At 65.5% G+C, this 16,684-nt stretch carries 14 protein-coding genes; 6 read left to right on the forward strand and 8 right to left on the reverse strand.

What is annotated here, in order from left to right:
• Positions 1-82 precede the first annotated feature (82 nt).
• A complete protein-coding gene (locus BJA_RS00410; RefSeq protein WP_011082916.1) occupies positions 83-1,471 on the forward strand; it encodes a peptidoglycan-binding protein in 1,389 nt (462 codons plus the stop codon).
• A 57-nt stretch (positions 1,472-1,528) separates the two neighbouring features.
• On the opposite strand, the gene BJA_RS00415 is transcribed toward BJA_RS00410, so the two are convergent.
• The 7 genes from BJA_RS00415 to BJA_RS00445 all read right to left on the reverse strand — a co-directional run bounded on the left by BJA_RS00415 (position 1,529) and on the right by BJA_RS00445 (position 7,819).
• Positions 1,529-2,815, reverse strand: coding sequence for an RNA polymerase sigma factor (locus BJA_RS00415; RefSeq protein WP_038966620.1), 1,287 nt, complete (start codon positions 2,813-2,815; stop codon positions 1,529-1,531).
• 133 nt (positions 2,816-2,948) lie between these two features.
• Complete coding sequence (locus tag BJA_RS00420) at positions 2,949-3,356, reverse strand: YciI family protein (protein ID WP_011082918.1); 408 nt, start codon at positions 3,354-3,356, stop codon at positions 2,949-2,951.
• A 118-nt stretch (positions 3,357-3,474) separates the two neighbouring features.
• Positions 3,475-4,167 carry an AprI/Inh family metalloprotease inhibitor gene (locus BJA_RS00425; RefSeq protein WP_011082919.1) on the reverse strand — a complete coding sequence of 231 codons (693 nt, stop codon included), beginning with the start codon at positions 4,165-4,167 and terminating at the stop codon, positions 3,475-3,477.
• Positions 4,167-5,156, reverse strand: coding sequence for a 2-hydroxyacid dehydrogenase (locus BJA_RS00430; RefSeq protein ID WP_011082920.1), 990 nt, complete (start codon positions 5,154-5,156; stop codon positions 4,167-4,169). Before BJA_RS00430 ends, BJA_RS00425 begins: the two co-directional genes overlap by 1 nt.
• On the reverse strand, positions 5,156-5,974 hold the full coding sequence (locus tag BJA_RS00435; RefSeq protein ID WP_011082921.1) for an ABC transporter permease: 819 nt from the start codon (positions 5,972-5,974) through the stop codon (positions 5,156-5,158). Before BJA_RS00435 ends, BJA_RS00430 begins: the two co-directional genes overlap by 1 nt.
• Positions 5,971-6,786 carry an ABC transporter ATP-binding protein gene (locus BJA_RS00440; protein WP_011082922.1) on the reverse strand — a complete coding sequence of 272 codons (816 nt, stop codon included), beginning with the start codon at positions 6,784-6,786 and terminating at the stop codon, positions 5,971-5,973. The genes BJA_RS00435 and BJA_RS00440 overlap by 4 nt, the downstream gene beginning before the upstream one ends.
• A 10-nt stretch (positions 6,787-6,796) precedes the next feature.
• Positions 6,797-7,819 carry an ABC transporter substrate-binding protein gene (locus BJA_RS00445; RefSeq protein WP_011082923.1) on the reverse strand — a complete coding sequence of 341 codons (1,023 nt, stop codon included), beginning with the start codon at positions 7,817-7,819 and terminating at the stop codon, positions 6,797-6,799.
• Between the two features lie 153 nt (positions 7,820-7,972).
• On the opposite strand from BJA_RS00445, the gene BJA_RS00450 reads away from it, so the two are divergent.
• The 4 genes from BJA_RS00450 (at position 7,973) to BJA_RS00465 (ending at position 12,712) form a co-directional block, all read left to right on the forward strand.
• The gene (locus BJA_RS00450; RefSeq protein WP_011082924.1) at positions 7,973-8,779 is read left to right on the forward strand and encodes a creatininase family protein; all 807 of its coding nucleotides are present in this window, start codon (positions 7,973-7,975) and stop codon (positions 8,777-8,779) included.
• 139 nt (positions 8,780-8,918) lie between these two features.
• Positions 8,919-9,182 carry a hypothetical protein gene (locus tag BJA_RS00455; protein ID WP_028175107.1) on the forward strand — a complete coding sequence of 88 codons (264 nt, stop codon included), beginning with the start codon at positions 8,919-8,921 and terminating at the stop codon, positions 9,180-9,182.
• Positions 9,183-9,392: 210 nt separating this feature from the next.
• Entirely contained in the window at positions 9,393-10,346 is a 954-nt protein-coding gene (locus tag BJA_RS00460; protein ID WP_161536908.1) for a DUF1194 domain-containing protein, read from the forward strand.
• Between the two features lie 434 nt (positions 10,347-10,780).
• Positions 10,781-12,712, forward strand: coding sequence for a carbohydrate porin (locus BJA_RS00465; RefSeq protein WP_162494256.1), 1,932 nt, complete (start codon positions 10,781-10,783; stop codon positions 12,710-12,712).
• Positions 12,713-12,913: 201 nt separating this feature from the next.
• Here BJA_RS00465 and BJA_RS00470 read toward each other — a convergent pair whose 3' ends face one another.
• Positions 12,914-14,989, reverse strand: a complete 2,076-nt coding sequence (locus tag BJA_RS00470) for a methyl-accepting chemotaxis protein (RefSeq protein ID WP_011082928.1) — start codon at positions 14,987-14,989, stop codon at positions 12,914-12,916.
• A gap of 243 nt (positions 14,990-15,232) precedes the next feature.
• On the opposite strand from BJA_RS00470, the gene BJA_RS00475 reads away from it, so the two are divergent.
• On the forward strand, positions 15,233-16,531 hold the full coding sequence (locus BJA_RS00475; protein ID WP_011082929.1) for a hemolysin family protein: 1,299 nt from the start codon (positions 15,233-15,235) through the stop codon (positions 16,529-16,531).
• Positions 16,532-16,684 lie beyond the last annotated feature (153 nt).

A 16,684-nucleotide genomic window follows, 5' to 3' on the forward strand; every position in this document is an offset into this window, starting at 1 on the left:
GGCGCCACGCCCTGATTACGGCGCCCGGCCTACTTTGACATGCACGGAGAGTAGATCGTTCATCCATTTGCGGGAGCGGGAAATGTTGTCATTCGAGAGTTTGAAAGACGAATACGAGCGCAATTGGGCCAGTCTCGAGGTCAGGCCCTCACGCCTCGCCGAAGCCAATGCGGTCGCACGCAAGGCCCTCAACGGCAAGGCGACCTATCAGCAGATCGAGCGGTTGACCGGCGTGCCCTGGCATTTTGCCGCGCTCTGCCACTATCGCGAATCCAACTTCGATTTCGACACCTATCTCGGCAACGGCGAAACGATCCATCGCGCGACGACCATCGTTCCGAAAGGGCGCGGCCCGTTTGCCACCTTCGTGGACGGCGCCGTGGACGCGTTCAGAATCGAGAATTTCGTTGGCGCTCACGACTGGGGTATCGCGCGGATTCTGTACCGGCTCGAGGCGTTCAACGGCTTCGGCTATCACGCCAAGGGCTGCAATTCGCCCTATCTCTATGGCGGCTCGACACTGTACGGCCCGCCCGAGGCAAGGGCCGGCAAATTCGTCCGCGATCACGTGTTCGACTCGAACCACGTCGATTCCCAGCTCGGCACCGCGGTGATCCTGCATGCGATGATGTCGCTCGATTCCTCGATCGCCATCGACGGCAGCACGCAATTCGTGGGCCGCACCGAGCCCGAGGACGACATCGCCTCGACGGTTGTTCTGATGCAGCAGGCGCTCAACAAGCTCGGCGCCAACCCGCCGCTTGCAGAGGACGGCATCAGCGGACCGAAGACCAAGGCTGCGGTCTCGCAGTTTCAGCAGCAGAACGGCCTGAGGGATACCGGCCTTCTCGACGGGGCCACGGTCGCTGCCGTCACGCGCGCGACGCAGTCGGGCACCGCCGGGCAGACCGGCGATCTGTCCCAGGCCCTGAAGCGGCTGGAGGACCTCGCGCAGTTGCTGCGACCGTCAGCCGGCGGCGTAACGCCGGGGACGACGACACCGGGCAACACGCTGCCCGCCACCAACGACCCGATCAGCCTGTTCGAACGGCTCTTTTCCCTCATCAACAAGACGGCGCCCATGCCAGGACCGGTCACCCCGACCAATCCCGCCCCCGTCGATCAGCTGAAGCAGGTTGTCGACCTGCTCAGCACCTTGCTCAACAAGGACGGCAAGCCCGTGCTCGGCCAGGTCAACGGCGCGCTCGGCGAGACCATCGGCAAGCTGCTCGACGGCAAGAAGACCGCGCTCGGCATCGGCGGCTCGGTGCTCACCGCGCTGCTGTCGTCGGTGACGGCAAGCCCCAATGCGGGCGGCATTGCCGGATTGCTCGGAACGATCGTGTCGGCCGTGCCGGGCCTTGGCCAGTTCGCGATGCCGATCTCGCTGGCGCTCACGGCCTGGGGCGTGCTCGGCAAGCTGGAGAAGTGGGCGCAGGGCACCGCGCCGCCGCCCAAGGCTACGACGTAAAGCCGACGACGTAGAGCCGACGACCTAACCACAACCGCGCAGCCGTTTCAGCGCGCCTCAAGCCATGCCGCCGGCATCGGCAATGTCTGCCGCACGTCGTTCCATCAACCCGCGCTCGCGCGCATTGGTTGCAAGACGGGCGGCGGTCTCGAACGATAGCCGTGCCTCGGCGAAGCGGCCGAGCCTGTGCAGAAGGTCGCCGCGCACGGCCTGAAGATGGTGATAAGTGCTGAGCGCCGGCTCGTCGGCGATCATCTCGACGAGATCGAGCCCGGCCTGCGGCCCTTCGGCCATGCCGAGCGCGACCGCACGGTTGAGTTCGATCACGGGCGAGCGCACCAGCGTCGCAAGCTGGCCATAGAGCTCCGCGATGCGTCGCCAGTCGGTGCTTGCGGCCGTCTCCGCGGTGGCGTGACACGCGACGATTGCGGCCTGCAGCGTGTAGAACCGGCCGGCTCCGCCGAGCTCGCGCGCGCGGTCCAGCGCCCGAAGGCCGCGCGTGATTTGGAGCCGATCCCACAGCCCGCGATCCTGGTCCATGAGCAGGATGGGCTCGCCATCGCGGTCGGTGCGGGCATGCATCCGCGCGGCATTCAGGTCCATCAGCGCCATGAGACCGTGCACCTCGGGCTCGAGCGGCGCGAGCCCGACCAGCACCCGTCCCATGCGCAGGGCCTCGTCACAGAGCTGCGGCCGCAGCCACTCCTCGCCGCGAGAGGCCGAATAGCCCTCGTTGAAGATGAGATAGACGACCTCGAGCACCGAGGCCAGACGCTCGGAAAGCGCCTCGCCGCCCGGCGTTTCGTAGGTGAGGCCCGACCGCGAAAGCGTGCGCTTGGCGCGGACGATGCGTTGGGCGATGGTTGCCTCCGAGACCAGGAAGGCGCGCGCGATCTCGTCGGTGGTCAGGCCGCAGATCATGCGCAACGCCAGCGCCGCGCGGGCCTGCCGCGGCAGCAGCGGGTGGCAGGCCGTGAAGATCAGCCGCAGCCATTCGTCACCGATGTCGTCGTCGAGGGCGGTGTCGAAATCGGGCATCGCGTCCTGTTCCTGCATCAGCTCGTGCGTCAGCAGGTCCTGCTTGCGGGTGAGCATTTTCGCCCGGCGCAGATGATCGAGCGCACGGCGCTTCGCCGTCGCAACCAGCCACGCACCGGGATTGTCCGGCACCCCGCTCAGCGGCCAGGCCTCCAGCGCGGCGACGAGAGCGTCCTGGGTCAATTCTTCCGCGAGCGTCACGTCCCGCAGCATGCGCGACAGCGTCGCGATCAGCCGCGGCTGCACGACGCGCCAAGCTGCGTGAATCGCGGCGCGGATCGCGTGATCGATGTCGGCGGCCGTCATCGCCACCGACCAGAGCCCTTTCCGTTCCGATAGAATCGGAACGGGGCTCTGGATTCTTGCTTTGACGCGTTTTCTTTACGCGAACCGGTATCCACTTTGCTTGAAAACGCACTAAGACGAGCGGTGGTGTTCATCAGGCGTGGGCGGCGACCCTGGAATGCGCGTCGATCTCGCACGCCACGTCGACGCCCGGCGTCGCGAATGCCCGCAATTCGCAGGTACCGTCCCATCCCGGCATGTGATCGAGATGCAACTGCATGAATTCCTTCGCCATGGCCAGGGCTTCCGCCTTGTCGCGCAGCTCGAAAATGGCGTAGCCGCCGATCACTTCCTTGGCCTCGACGAAGGGGCCGTCGATGACGCTGAGCTCGCCGTCGACGATCTTCACCCGTGCGCCGGTCGCAAGCGGCATCAGGCCGCCGGTGTCGAGCATTCGACCGGCCTTGATCTCCCGCTCTGATATTTTCTGCATCGCCTCCATCAGTGCCGGGGTCGGGCCCGCCATCGGCTGGCTGGAGGTGACGATGTACATGAAGCGCATGAAAAACTCCCTTGGCGCGAGCAGCGACCGCTCCGGCCGCAAACCGGCTCGCTATGGATGTGACGATTGAGCCTCGGCTAAATCGACATCCCCGAGAGAAATTATTGGCCGGGAGAAATTATTGCCGCAGCATGATCAGGGGATCAGCGGTATCGGGAACGCGCCGCCACTGCGCGTTGTCGTCGGCCTCGAACTGCCAGACATCGCCTGATTTCGACATCAGGATGATCTGGCCGCGTTCGAGCCGCCATTGCGTCGGATTGAACTGCGCGATGCCCGCATCGCATTTCGGCTTCAGGAAGACCTGGAAATTGTCCGGCCCCGCCTCGGTATTGGTCAGCGTCAGCCCGCAGACCGGCTGGCCGTTGCCGCGCACCATCGACCAGTCGCCGATCATCTGGTCCATCGACTTGGCCATCGAACGGGCGGCGGCGAGGTCCTGCAGGATGTAGACACCTTCGCCCTGCCGCAGCCCCTCGAAGATGCCGGCCTCGACCTCGGTGAAGTCGATCACCGCTTCACCGGTCGCATCCTGCAAGCGAACGATGTCGAGACCCCTGACGCTCCAGGCGACGATGTCCTTGGTGAAGGGCAGCGCGGTCTTGCAGGCCGGCTCCAGCTCCAGCTTGAAGCCCTGGCCCGCGGCATCGCTCTTCATGGTGACCACGCAGGTCTTGCTGCGCTCGGTGGTCGAGAGCTCCCATTGCCCGGGCATCGTCTTCTTCAGGCTCGTCGCATCCTGCGCCAAGGCAGGGCCGACCGCGGCGACACATGCCGCGATGGCCAATGCAGCGACCCGAAGAATGGTCATCAGCGCCCCTTGAACGGCGTTTCCGCAACCGGGGTCAACGGCGCCTTGCCGGCGAACCAGGCCTTGAGGTTGTCGACGACGAGCTGGTCCATCGCGTTGCGCGTCACCACCGAGGCCGAGCCGATATGCGGCAGCAGCACGACGTTCTGCATGCTCTTGAGCTCGTCCGGCACGCTCGGCTCCGCTGCGAACACGTCGAGGCCGGCGGCCAGGATGGTGCCGGATTTCAGCGCCTGCACCAGCGCCGGCTCGTCGACCACCGAGCCGCGCGCGACATTGATCAGTACGCCGCGCGGGCCGAGCGCCTTGAGCACCTCGGCATTGATCATCTTGTTGGTGCTGGCGCCGCCGGGCACGATCACCATCAAGGTATCCACCGCCTTCGCCATCTCGATCAAGTCAGGGTAGTGCTTGTAGGAGACGTCCTTGGACGGGTTGCGGGAGTGGTAGACCACCGGCACCAGCGAGGCATCGAGCCGGCGCGCGATGGCCTGGCCGATCCGGCCCATGCCGACGATGCCGACCTTGCGGTCGCGCAAGGAGCCGACGCTGAGCGGATAGTTCTGCGTCTGCCAGAGGCCGGAACGGACGTAGCGGTCGGCCTTGATGAATTCGCGCACGGTGGAGATCAGCAGGCCCATCGCGACGTCGGCGACCTCCTCGGTCAGCACGTCGGGCGTGTTGGTGACGATGATGTTGTGCTCGGCCGCGTATTTGGCGTCGACGTGGTCGTAGCCGACGCCGAAGCTCGCCACCATCTCGATCTTGGGCAATTGCGACAGCGAGTCCCTGTCGGCACGCACCGTGTGATAGGTCACGGCCACGCCGCGGATCTTTTCGCGGATCGCGGGTGTCAGCCGCTCGAGGTCGCCTCGTGTCTCGGCCTTGTGCACGACGAAATGATCGGAAAACCCGTTCTCGAGGATCGGCCGCACCGGCCCATAGATCAGAAGGTCGATCTTTTCGGACGAAATCGAACCGGCGGTCATCAGTTTTCCTTTCCAAGGGCGCTTTCGTGCCAGCGCCGTAAAACGAGGTGGGAAACTAGCGCCAGCACCCCATAGATGACAATCCCGGCCAGCGACAACAGCAGCAGCGCGGCGAACATGCGGGGTATGTTCAATCGGTAGCCTGACTCGGCGATCCTGTAGGCGAGCCCAGAGCCGGCGCCGGCCGTTCCGGCCGCGATCTCGGCCACGACAGCGCCGATCAGCGACAGCCCTCCGGCGATGCGCAGGCCGCCGAGGATATAGGGCAGCGCCGCCGGCAGCTTCAGGAAGCGCAGGGTTTGTGGTGGCGAGGCGCCATAGAGCTGGAACAGGCCGGCCAGATTGCGGTCGACCGAATTGAGCCCGAGCGTGGTGTTGGAGAGCACCGGGAAGAAGGCGACGATGAAGGCGCAGACGACGACCGCGGTCTGCTGCTCCAGATAGATCAGGAGCAGCGGTGCAATCGCGATAACAGGCGTCACCTGGAGGACGACGGCGTAGGGGAATAGCGAATATTCCACCCATTTCGACTGGTTGAACAGCAGCGCCAGCGCGATACCGCCGACGCTCGCTGCCACAAATCCTTCAAGCGTGGTCAGAAGCGTGGTGGCGAGCGATTGTGACAGCACGGCCCAGTCCTTGATCAGCGTCAGGAAGATCACGGAGGGCGCGGGCAGCACGTAAGGCGGGATCTCCCTGATGCGGACCACGAGTTCCCAGGCGAGAAGCCCGGCCGCAAGCACGATGACGGGAAGCACGAAGCGCACCGCGCGGTGCGCGCCGGACGGACTGGCGGTGACGGAGGGCTGCGCGCTCATAGCACCGGTTGCCCCGAATAGGACGGCGCCAGCGCGGCCGACACCTTCCGGCAATAATCCGAATAGGCGGCCGAGGTGCGAAACTCCTCTCCGCGCGGCTCGACCGTCTCGATGCGGATGTCGGCCTGGATCCGGCCGGGCCGCGCCGTCATGACCACCACGCGCTGCGACAGATAGACGGATTCGAACACCGAATGGGTGACGAAGATGACGGTCTTGCGAAGGCTGCGCCACAGCGCGAGCAGGTCGTTGTTGAGGCGGAAGCGCGTGATCTCGTCGAGCGCCGCGAACGGCTCATCCATCAGGAGGATATCCGGATCGGTGACGAGCGCGCGCGCCAGCGAGACCCGCATCTTCATGCCGCCGGACAGCTCGCGCGGATAGGCGTCGGCGAAATCGGCAAGCCCGACGCTCGCCAGCGCTTCGTCGGCGCGCGCGCGCGCCTCCGCCTTCGCCACGCCAGCAAGCTTCAACGGCAGCCGCACGTTCTCGCGCACGCTGGTCCAGGGCATCAGGGTCGGCTCCTGGAATACGAAGCCGATGCCATGGCCCGGCTGTGCAGGTCCCTCGTGACGCGCCAGCCGCACGATGCCGGACGACGGCGCGCTGAGCTGCGCGATCAGCCGCAGCGCGGTCGACTTGCCGCAACCCGACGGTCCCAGCAGCGAGATGAACTCGCCCTTGCGCACGGCGAGATCGAGCGGCCCGAGCGCCATGACGCCGTTGTCATAGACCTTCGTCACGCCGCGCAGGCTGACGGCGAGCGCCGTCAGGCTGGCCTCGACCCCGGACGAGGTTTTGACTGGTGACATGGACCTTGCGTTACGGCTTGCTCGGGCGCAGCTCGACGCCGACGCCCTTGTTGACGAAGCGCAGCGTATAGGACTTGCGGAAGTCGAGATCCGGCTTCACCACGCCCGCCTTCACCATCTTGTTGAAGAAGGAGGTGTAGCGCTCGTCGCTCATGGCGCCGATGCCGTTCTTCAACGACTCGCCGGAATCGACGATGCCGTATTCCTTCATCCTGGCGACGGAATAGGCGAGCAGATCGTCGGTCATCTCAGGATTGAGCTTCTTGATCATGGCATTGCCGGCGGAATTGTCGCCGTAGATATAGTTGTACCAGCCGATCATGGAGGCATCGACGAAGCGCTGCACCAGATCGGGCTTCTTCTCGGCGATGTCGCGGCGGGTCTCGATCAGGGTCGAATAGGTATTGAAGCCGTAATCGGCGAGCAGCAGCACGTTCGGCTTGAAGCCGGCGGCCTTCTCGACCGCGAAGGGCTCGGAGGTGACGTAGCCCTGCATCGCGCTCTTGGGATTGGCGATGAAGGGCTGCGGATTGAAATTGTAGGGCCGGACGTTCTTCTCGTTGAAGCCGTATTCGGACTTGAGCCACTGGAAGTAGCTGCTCATGCCCTCCTTGGAGACGAACAGAGTCAGCGGCTTGAGGTCCTCGATCTTGGCGACCTTGGCGTCCGGCTGCGTCAGCATCACCTGCGGATCCTTCTGGAACACCGCGGCGATGGTCACGACGGGAACGTTGTTGGCGACCGCATCGAACGACATCAGCGTGTTCGCGGCCATGAAGAAATCGATCTTGCCGGCGATCAGCAGCATCCGGTTGTTCTCGTTGGGACCGCCGGGGACGATGGTGACGTCGAGCCCGTACTTCTTATAGGTACCGTCGGCGACCGCCTGGAAGAAGCCGCCATGCTCGGCCTCGGCGACCCAGTTGGTGCCGAAGGTGACTTTGTCCAGGGTCTCCGCGCGCGCCGGGACGACCGAGACAAGAGCGGCCATCAAGCCCGCCGTTAACGCTCGCCGCAGATGAGAGAGGGTCATAATGGCACTCCGTCGATCGCTTCTGGCCCAATCGCTTCTGGCCCATGTGAAAGCAACGCGATAAAACCGCATGAAGTTCGGGGACGCGAGCCGGCCAGGCCCGCGTCCCCTCATACGCCAAATTACGTGACAAATTCGGGCAAAGAAACCTTGATGATGCCGTCCCGCGACTGGACCGAGATCCGCTGGGCCGACGCCGTCCCTGCGGAGGTGTCGCGCTGGATCGCGGTGCTGCCGCTGGCGGCGACCGAGCAGCACGGCCCGCACCTGCCGCTTGCAACCGACGTGCTGATCGCGGACGCCTATCTGGCGCGCGTGCGCGAGCTTTTGCCCGCGACCATTCCGGCCAGTTTCCTTCCCGTTGAACCGGTCGGAATTTCCACCGAGCATATCGACTATCCGGGCACGCAGACGCTGCCGACCGACGTGGCGCTGAAAAGGTGGACCGCGATCGGCGAGGAGGTCGCGCGGCGTGGGGTGAAGAAGCTCGTCATTATCACCAGCCATGGTGGCAACAGCGCGGCCATGATGCTGGTCGCGCAGGATCTGCGCGCGCATCACAAGCTGTTCGTGGTGACGACGTCGTGGTCGCGCCTGTCGGGCGCCGACAAGCTGTTCCCGGCCGAGGAGGTGCGCCACGGCATTCATGGCGGCGCGATCGAGACCTCGATCATGCTGGCGCGCTATCCCGACCAGGTGCGCAAAGATGCGATCGCGGATTTTCCCGCGAGCAGCGTCGCGATGGAGACGCAGTATCGCTGGCTGTCGACGCAGCGGCCCGCGCCATTCGCCTGGCAGGCGCAGGATCTGAACGCCAGCGGCGCCATCGGCAATGCGACGCTGGCCGTTCCCGAGAAGGGCGCGCAATTGTTGGATCAGGGTGCGCGCGCCTTCTGCGAGCTGCTCACTGAAGTCGATAACTTCGACGTGAACAGGCTCGCCAAGGGCCCTCTCGGCTAGCCAACATCCTCCTGGAATCATTGAGGAAAGGACCTCACCCGGGGGTCGCATCCGCCGTCTTCGAACCGGACGCGCGGAGCCTCCGTCCAACTGGGCACGCGGGCCACAACGGACCGCCTCAACCCGGATGGAGTTTCACATGTCGATCAAGACCAAGATTGCCGCCGCAGCTCTCGCTGCCCTCGCCGTCACCGGCAGCATCGTGTCCACCACCTCCTCGGCCGAAGCCAAGCAGCCCGGCTGGGTCTGGGGTGTGGGTGCCGGCATCGCCACCGCCGCTGTGGTCGGCTCCGCGATCGCCGCCAGCAACGACCCCTATTACTACGGCTATCACCGCTGCGGCTGGGTCGCCCAGTACAACGCCTTCGGCCAGTACGTTGGCCGCGTTCGCAGCTGCTACTGATTTGAGTACCTGAGGCCGATCTCACGTGGATCCTGCGTCCGACACGGGCGCCTCATCCACCCCGTGTCGTGCCCCGACCCCGCCCGGCTGTCCCCCCGGGCGGGGTCAACCATTTGCGGCCAGAAAAGCCCGGCTACCGCTTGGCTCAGACAATCCTTCCGATTGCACGTCTCGCGTGTCAGGATACGGATAGGCGGCTGGAGGGCGAGCGTGAATTGGCGGGTCTCAATTGGATCGATCCTGATTGCGATCCTGACATCGACACAGGCATTTCCCGAGCCGGCCTTACAGCCGCAAACAGCGCCCCAGGGCGACAGCCGCCCCGCCGTGGACCTCGAGCTCGTGATCGCGGTCGACATTTCCTACTCGGTGCAGCCAGATGACCTGGCGGCTCAACGCGAAGGCTATGCCAAGGCCATCGTCTCGGAGGAGTTTCTGCGGGCCTTGCGGACCGGCCCTGTCGGCAAGATCGCGCTGACCTACTTCGAATGGTCATCGACAAGGGATCAGGACGTCATCGTCCCCTGGCGGCAGATCGACGGACCGGAAGCGGCCGAGGCCGTCGCAGCTGAAATCATGAAGGCACCGATCCGCCGCGGTTCGCGCACGTCGATTTCGGGTGCGATCAAGTTCGCCATGCCGCTGTTCGAGCAGAACCCGTACCGGGGCGCGCGCCGCATCATCGACGTTGCGGGCGATGGCCCCAACAACAACGGCGATCCTGTCGCCACCGCGCGCGACACAGCAGTGCAGCAGGGCATCGTCATCACCGGCCTGCCGGTCATGATCAATGCAACGCCTCCTGGTCAGGTGGACATCAGCCATATCGACCATATCGATTGGTACTATGAGGATTGCGTGATCGGCGGTCCAGGTTCCTTCGTCGTGCCCATCACCGATCGCGAAAACTTCAAGGAGGCGATCCGGACCAAGCTGGCGCTCGAGGTCGCGGGCCGTACGCCGGATCAATCGCCGCCCCCCTCAGTGGACAAGAAGCCGCGGGTTCTCTGCACGATTGGTGAAAAACTCTGGCAGCAGCGGTGGGATACGATCGCTCCGGCGACCAATAGTCCGGCGATGAGCAAACCGGCGGCGAACAGTTCGTCGAGCAAGGAGGACGCGCTGCTCGACAAGAAGATCAAGGGCATCTGCCGCGGCTGCTAGGTGCTCCCGCTGGCCAGCGACCGGCCGTCGAGCCTTCGCGATGCCACCACTCTCCCATCCGTCCTGGATAGGTCCTTCCGCAGAGGTCGACTCCGCTCGAGCAGTCGAGATCCTGTCTCCCTGAGCGATGTTGCAGTCACGTCACACAGCGGTGCGAACCATCACCTGCGGCAATCCGCTTCAGTTGCTATTGCGAATTAATCGCAATAAGGTTTGCAGCAGACACGGGGACTTGGGAAGAAATCGCGTCGGATCGAGATCATCTCGGCCGATCGTGCGAACAACCGGAACCTGGTGACAGGATCGCCGCGAATCGGCAGGGATGTCGGCTGCGGCGGATGGGACACATTCGCGTTTTGGGGGCGTGCGTTTTGACGTTGAGAGGTCACCGTTACAGGTATTTGCGGACGGCCGCGGCAATCGCCTCGGGCGTGATGGTTTTGCCCGCCGCGAGCCGCGCGGCCGATCTGCCGCTGAAGGCACCGGCGCTGAAGACCGTCTATGACTGGACCGGCCTCTACATCGGCGCGCATGTCGGCGTCACCCGCGGCACGTCGTCGGCGACACTGATCGATCCGACGCTCGCGACCGACGACCATGTGTTTACCGGCGCGACCGGCGGCGTGCAGGCGGGCTACAACTGGCGCCTCAATTCGGGGCTCCTGCTCGGCGTCGAGGGCGACATCTCGTTTCCGAACTATCTGCCGTCCAACCACGTCGTGTCGTCGGCGGCGACCGTGCTGTCGAGCGCGGAGGAGCGCTGGGACTATGTCGCGAGCCTGCGCGCACGGCTCGGCTACACCACCGGCAACTGGCTGTTCTACGCGACCGGCGGCGCGGCCTTCACCGGCGAGCGTTTCCTGTCGACGCCGACCGGCGGCACTGAGGAGAAGGTGTTGCACACGCGGTTCGGCTGGACCGCCGGCGGCGGCGTCGAATATGCCTTCGCGCCGCACTGGAGCGCGCGGCTCGAATATCTCTACAGCAAGTTCGACAACGCCAACGTCACCTTCCCGTCCGGCGCGCAATATTCGTCGTCGATGGATTTCCAGAGCCTGCGCATCGGCCTCAATCGCAAGATCGACTGGCCGGGCGTGCCGACCTACAACCCGAAGTCCGACGTCACCGACACCGAGTCCAGCCGCTGGGAGATTCACGGCCAGTCGACCGTGCTGGGGCAGGGCTACCCCGCGTTCCACGCGCCCTATACCGGAACGAACAGCCTGCTCCCGTCGCCGGATTTTCAGCAGACCTGGAGCAATTCGCTCTATCTGAATGCGCGGCTGTGGGACGGCGGCGAGGTCTATTTCAATCCCGAGCTTCTGCAGGGCTTCGGCTTCAACAACACGACGGGCGCTGCGGGCTTTCCCAACGGCGAAGCGCAGAAGTCCGGCTTCCCCTATCCGCACTTCAACGCCTCTCGCCTGTTCGTGCGCCACACCTTCGGCTTCGGCGGCGAACAAGAAGAGCTTGCCAGCGGGCAGCTTCAGCTCGCGAGCAAAGTTGACGTCTCGCGCCTCACCTTGCAGGTCGGCAAGTTCTCCGTGGTCGACGTGTTCGACGGCAATTCCTATGCGCACGATCCGCGCAAGGACTTCATGAACTGGTCGATCTGGGCGTCCGGCGCTTTCGACTACGCCGCCGACAAGCTCGGCCTCGGCTACGGCGCGACCGCCGAATTGAACCAGAAGCAATGGGCGCTGCGCGCCGGCTACTTCCTGATCGATGCCGTCTCCAACTCGAACAATTTCGACATGAACGTCGGCCGTCGCGGCGAATATGTCATGGAGCTCGAGACGCGCTACTCGCTGTTCGGCCTGCCCGGCAAGCTGCGCACGCTCGGCTTCGTCAACAGCGCCTTCTCCGGCAGCTATCGCGAGACACTGGACAATCCCGCGTTCGGCGTCGACATCAGCCAGACCCGCCGCGGCCGCCTCAAATACGGCTACGCGTTCAACGTCGAACAGGCCATCACCGACGACATCGGCGTGTTCGGCCGCTGGAGCTGGAACGACGGCCGCAACGAGATCATGGCCTTCACCGACATCGACCGCAGCCTGTCCGGCGGCGTCTCGGTGAAGGGAACGAAATGGGGCCGGCCCGACGACGTCGTCGCCATCGCCGGCGCCATCAACGGCCTCTCGCAGGACCATCGCGACTTCATCGCCGCCGGCGGACTCGGTCCGCTGATCGGCGACGGCCAACTCAACTACCGCCGCGAACGCGTGCTGGAGACCTATTACGCCTACGCGCTGAACAAGGCGCTGACCTTCACCGCCGACTATCAGCTCATCGTCAATCCCGCCTACAACGCGGATCGTGGCCCGGTGTCGGTGTTCTCCGGCCGGCTCCACGGCGAGTTCTGAGCGCGCGCGCCTCGTCCTTCGAGACGCCCGCTTCGCGGGCTCCTCAGGATGAGGCTAAGCATTGGTGCCCGTCGAAACTGCGGCCGCGCACTCCGTCCTCATCCTGAGGAGCCGCCAGAGCGGGCGTCTCGAAGGATGGGCCAAAGGGACGTCGCTCTGCAAATACGATTGCGACCCCAGCGGGGAGAGGAGTTCGATTTTCTACGCGGCCCGGATCGCGTCCAGGAACTTTCCGACCTCGACCTTGAGGCGGCTGCTCTCGCCCGACAGCGATCTGGCTGCCGCGAGCACATTCGAGGATGCCGATCCGGTCTGGCTCGCGCCGCGCTGCACGTCGACGATGCTGGCGGAGACCTGCTGGGTGCCGCGGGCCGCCTGCTGCACGTTGCGGGAAATCTCCCGCGTCGCCGCGCCCTGCTCCTCGACCGCCGAGGCGATCGCGGACGCGATCTCGGACATGCGGGTGATGGTGTCGCCGATCGACTTGATGGCGCCGACAGAATCCTCCGTCGCCGTCTGGATTCCCGCAATCTGCTGGCTGATCTCGCCGGTGGCCTTGGCGGTCTGCTCGGCCAGCGCCTTGACCTCGGAGGCGACGACGGCAAAGCCGCGGCCGGCCTCGCCGGCGCGGGCCGCCTCGATGGTGGCGTTCAGCGCCAGGAGATTGGTCTGGCCCGCGATCTGGCTGATGAGCTCGACGACGTCCCCGATCCGGCCGGCGGCCTTGGCCAGCTCGCCGACGTGATCGTTGGTCCGCCCGGCCTGCTGCACCGCTTCGCCGGCGACGCGCGCGGAGTCCTGGACCTGCCGGCTGATCTCGTCGACCGACGAGGCCATTTCCTCCGCCGCCGCGGCAACGGTCTGCACGTTGGTGGAAGCCTGCTCGGACGCGGCCGCGACGGTCGCAGTGACCTTTTCCGATTGATCGGCCGTGCTCGTCAGCGTTCCCGCCGAGGCCTCCAGCTCCGAGGATGCCGACGCCACGGTGTTGATGACGTCGCCGATCATCGCTTCGAAGTCGCGCGCGATCTGGTCCATCCGCTGGCTGCGACGGAGCTTCGCCTCGGCTTCGACCGCGGCCGCCTCGTCGGCGGCCTTCTTGGCCGCGAGCGAATCCTTGAAGTGCCGCAGCGAGCCCGCCACCTGGCCGATCTCGTCGTTGCGGCCCGTCGCGGGGATCTCGACCTCATGCTGTCCGGCGGCGAGCGTGCCGATCACGTCCGCGAGCCGGCTAAGCGGCGTTACCACGCGGCTGCGCAGCATCATGGTCACGCCACCGAGCGTCCCGAGCAGCGCCAGCACCGCCACGCCTGCAAGCGCGAGCATCGCCAGCGCGCCATCGCGCGCGGCCGCGGCGCGCTCGGCCGCTTCGGCCAGCGCGGCGTCGCGCACGCCGTAGAACATCTGGATGGCCGGCACGATGACACCGGCCAGCTCTTCGGCGTTGACACCGTACTTGCCGTCGCTACGGGCCGCCGGCATTTCCTTATCCACGACGAGCGCGGCTTTGCCGAAATAGGAGTCCGTCGCCGCCTTCAGCGCGGTGGCGATGCGGGGCGGGCTTCCGAGCTGGTCGATACCGGCCTCGATGCGCTCGCGGTCGGCCTCGACACGCCCCTGCATGCGATCCATCAGCGAGAACTCGGCCGCGGTGAGCGGCCGGCGTACGCTCAGCGCCGGCGACAGCGTGGCGGCGCGGCTGCCGGCCGAGACGCGCAGATCCTGCGCCGTCCGTGCCAGGCTCAGCAGCGCCGCGAGCGAGGAATCGGCATTGACGACCTTCGCCTCGAGCCGGTTCATGACCGGCTCGATATTGCCGAGCACCTCGGCAACACCGGGCAGGAAACCCTTGATCGCGGCGCTGTCGCGCGCTGCCAGCGGAACACTCATCGCGCGATCTGCCGCAGCGTTGATCTCCTTCAGCCGCCGCGCCGCACGGTCGAGATGCTCGGCAATCGCTCCGCCGTCATCCAGCACCATGATGGCCCGCCTTGCGCTCTCGAAGGCGGTCTCGGCGGCTTTCGCGGCCTTCGCGGCAGCGTCGATCTGGGCCTGCGTCGCAGCGGCTTCCTGGAAGATCGGTCCAATGTAGGGGGCACGGAGACCGGCGACCTGCTGGCTGACCATCAGGGTCGCACCAAAAGCGTCAACCGTCTTGATCGCATCGGAGCGGTTCGTGAAGATGCGCGCCTGGGGTATCAGCACCTCGGCGCCGAGGATGACTGCAAAAACCGTCACCGTGAGCATCGACAGCGCGAAGAGCTTCCCGATCCGCATCCTTGGGTCCCCGAATACATTGCTACAAATGTCGAAAACCTAGCTGGCGGCCACTAAGGGCCCGTTAAGCAACGGCCCGTAGTTCAGCGGAGTGCCTTGGGCCGCGCGGGTCGCCGGAACGCTGTCATCGCCGGGTTCCCCGTGGTGCCAGATGCGACAGAATTGCCGGGATTTTCCTCGCAAAACGCCTATATCAATGCTTGCGTCGCCATCCGGCCGCACTCGCGTACCTCCGGAACATCAATGCTCTCGGTCGAACTCGTCATCGTCGTCGTCCTGATCGTCATCAACGGCCTGCTCTCCATGTCGGAGCTGGCCGTGGTCTCGTCCCGTCCGGCCCGCCTCTCGCTGCTCGCCGCCAAGGGCGTGCGCGGCGCCGACCGCGCGCTGACGCTGGCGGCCGATCCCGGCAAATTCCTCTCGACGGTGCAGATCGGCATCACGCTGGTCGGCGTGCTCTCGGGTGCATTCTCCGGCGCGACGCTCGGGCAACGGCTGGCGCAATGGCTGGTCGAGCTCGGCCTGTCCGCCGGCATCGCCGACATCGTCGGCGTCGGCATCGTCGTCACGCTCATCACCTACGCCACACTGATCGTCGGCGAGCTGGTGCCGAAGCAGGTGGCGCTGCGCGACCCCGAGAGCATCGCGGTCAAGGTCGCGCCCGCGATGCATGTTCTGGCGCGGATCTCGCTGCCGCTCGTCTTCCTGCTCGATCTCTCCGGCAAGCTGATCCTCACGCTGCTCGGCCGCGGCGGCAAGGCCGAGGAGAAGGTCTCGGAGGACGAGATCCATCATCTCGTCAGCGAAGCCGAAAATGCCGGCGTGCTCGAGCCCGGCGAGAAGGAGATGATCGCCGGCGTGATGCGGCTCGGCGACCGGCCGGTCGGCGCCGTCATGACGCCGCGCACGGAGGTCGACGAGATCGACCTGAACGACACACCGGAAGCCATTCAGCAGATCATCGCCAAGAGCCCGCATTCGCGCTTTCCGGCCTCGGACGGCGAACGCGACAAGCCGATCGGCGTGCTCCAGGCCAAGGACCTGCTGGTCGCGTTCATGAGCGAACGCACGCCCGATCTGCGGGCGCTTGTTCGCGAAGCGCCAAGCATTCCCGCCTCGGCGGATGCCCGCGACGTGCTCGCGATCCTGAGGGCCGCTCCGGTCCATGTCGGTTTCGTCTATGACGAGTACGGCGCCTTCGAAGGCGTGGTCACCGCGGCCGACATTCTGGAATCGATCGTCGGCGCGTTCCATTCCGAGGAAGGCCCGCCGGAGCCGGCCTATGTCAAGCGCGCAGACGATTCGCTGCTGGTCGCCGGCTGGATGCCGGTCGACGAATTCTGCGAGCTGCTCGGCATCGAGCTGCCGCCGCACCACCGCTTCTACACCGTGGCGGGCCTCGTGCTGCAACACTTCAACGTGCTGCCCAATGTCGGCGACGCCTTCGACCTCGGCGGCTGGCACATCGAGGTGGTCGATCTCGACGGAAGAAGGATCGACAAGATTCTGGCGAGCCGTCGGGGTGAGCAGGCGGCGGCGTGAGTGCGCGCTCGCGTGAAGTGACGCATGCTGTCGCGCCAATCTCCACTCGTCGTCCCGGACAAGCGCGCCTCAAGCGCGCGCCGATCCGGGACCCATACTCCCAGGAAGCCGTTTGGCGAAGACTGGGGTTCGGTACTACCACCAACCGCAATC

The sequence above is a fragment of the Bradyrhizobium diazoefficiens USDA 110 genome, assembly GCF_000011365.1.
Classification (GTDB): domain Bacteria; phylum Pseudomonadota; class Alphaproteobacteria; order Rhizobiales; family Xanthobacteraceae; genus Bradyrhizobium; species Bradyrhizobium diazoefficiens.

Bases quoted from the DNA above. Each gene is read 5' to 3' on its own strand.
- BJA_RS00445 (WP_011082923.1), bottom strand. From the start codon at position 7,819: ATGACCCTCTCTCATCTGCGGCGAGCGTTAACGGCGGGCTTGATGGCC.
- BJA_RS00420 (WP_011082918.1), bottom strand. From the start codon at position 3,356: ATGCGCTTCATGTACATCGTCACCTCCAGCCAGCCGATGGCGGGCCCG.
- BJA_RS00475 (WP_011082929.1), top strand. From the start codon at position 15,233: ATGCTCTCGGTCGAACTCGTCATCGTCGTCGTCCTGATCGTCATCAAC.
- BJA_RS00465 (WP_162494256.1), top strand. From the start codon at position 10,781: ATGGTTTTGCCCGCCGCGAGCCGCGCGGCCGATCTGCCGCTGAAGGCA.
- BJA_RS00410 (WP_011082916.1), top strand. From the start codon at position 83: ATGTTGTCATTCGAGAGTTTGAAAGACGAATACGAGCGCAATTGGGCC.
- BJA_RS00440 (WP_011082922.1), bottom strand. From the start codon at position 6,786: ATGTCACCAGTCAAAACCTCGTCCGGGGTCGAGGCCAGCCTGACGGCG.
- BJA_RS00435 (WP_011082921.1), bottom strand. From the start codon at position 5,974: ATGAGCGCGCAGCCCTCCGTCACCGCCAGTCCGTCCGGCGCGCACCGC.
- BJA_RS00430 (WP_011082920.1), bottom strand. From the start codon at position 5,156: ATGACCGCCGGTTCGATTTCGTCCGAAAAGATCGACCTTCTGATCTAT.
- BJA_RS00425 (WP_011082919.1), bottom strand. From the start codon at position 4,167: ATGACCATTCTTCGGGTCGCTGCATTGGCCATCGCGGCATGTGTCGCC.
- BJA_RS00470 (WP_011082928.1), bottom strand. From the start codon at position 14,989: ATGCGGATCGGGAAGCTCTTCGCGCTGTCGATGCTCACGGTGACGGTT.
- BJA_RS00450 (WP_011082924.1), top strand. From the start codon at position 7,973: ATGATGCCGTCCCGCGACTGGACCGAGATCCGCTGGGCCGACGCCGTC.
- BJA_RS00455 (WP_028175107.1), top strand. From the start codon at position 8,919: ATGTCGATCAAGACCAAGATTGCCGCCGCAGCTCTCGCTGCCCTCGCC.
- BJA_RS00415 (WP_038966620.1), bottom strand. From the start codon at position 2,815: ATGACGGCCGCCGACATCGATCACGCGATCCGCGCCGCGATTCACGCA.